At 63.4% G+C, this 983-nt stretch carries 1 protein-coding gene; it reads left to right on the top strand.

Annotation, left to right across the window (positions count from 1 at the left end; genetic code table 11):
* A partial coding sequence (locus EGI20_RS18780; RefSeq protein ID WP_498633216.1) for a TRAP transporter large permease occupies positions 1-983 on the top strand: 983 nt, incomplete at both ends.

Raw genomic sequence — 983 nt, 5'->3', positions numbered from 1 at the left:
TCACCATGACCGAAGTGCCGATCGAGGCGGTGGCACTGAAGCTGTTCACCGGCATCGAGAAGTTCGAGATCATGGCGATCCCGTTCTTTATCCTCGCCGGTAACTTCCTCACCCACGGCGGGGTGGCGCGGCGCATGATCAACTTCGCCACCAGCATGGTTGGCCACTGGCATGGCGGCCTCGGCCTAGCTGGCGTGATGGCGTGCGCACTGTTCGCCGCCGTGTCCGGCTCCAGTCCGGCCACCGTGGTCGCCATCGGCTCCATCCTGTTGCCGGCCATGGTCAAGCAAGGCTTCCCCAACAGCTTCGGCGCCGGCGTGATTACCACCAGCGGCGCGCTGGGCATCCTGATCCCGCCATCCATCGTGATGGTGATGTACTCGGTTGCAACCAACACCTCGGTCGGTCAGCTGTTCATGGCCGGCGTGAGTCCGGGGCTGATGCTGGCGACCTTCCTCGGCCTTACCACCTGGTATCGCGCACGCAAGTTCGGCTATCCGCGTCTGGCCAAGGCCACTGCCGTGCAACGCCTGAAAGCGTTCCGCGAATCGATGTGGGGCCTGTTCCTGATCGTGGTAGTGATCGGCGGTATCTATAGCGGCATCTTCACCCCGACCGAGGCGGCGGCGATGAGCGCGGTGTACGCCTTCATCGTGGCGGTGTTCGTCTACAAAGACATGAGCCTGAAGCAGGTGCCGAAAGTGCTGCTGGATTCGGCCTCGATGTCGGCGATGCTGCTCTATATCATCACCAACGCCGTGCTGTTCTCCTTCCTGATGACCAGCGAAGGCATCCCGCAGGCGATGGCCGGCTGGCTGATCGACGCCGGCCTCGGCCCGATCGCCTTCCTGCTGGTGGTGAACGTGCTGCTGCTGCTGGCTGGCAACGTGATGGAGCCGTCATCCATCGTGCTGATCTTCGCCCCCATCCTGTTCCCGGTGGCGATGGCGCTGGGCATCGACCCGGTGCACTTCGGCATCCTG

It is taken from the genome of Aquitalea sp. S1-19, assembly GCF_024343515.1.
The sequence above is the reverse complement of the archived record's forward strand: the minus strand, read 5'-3'. Positions and strand labels throughout refer to the sequence as shown.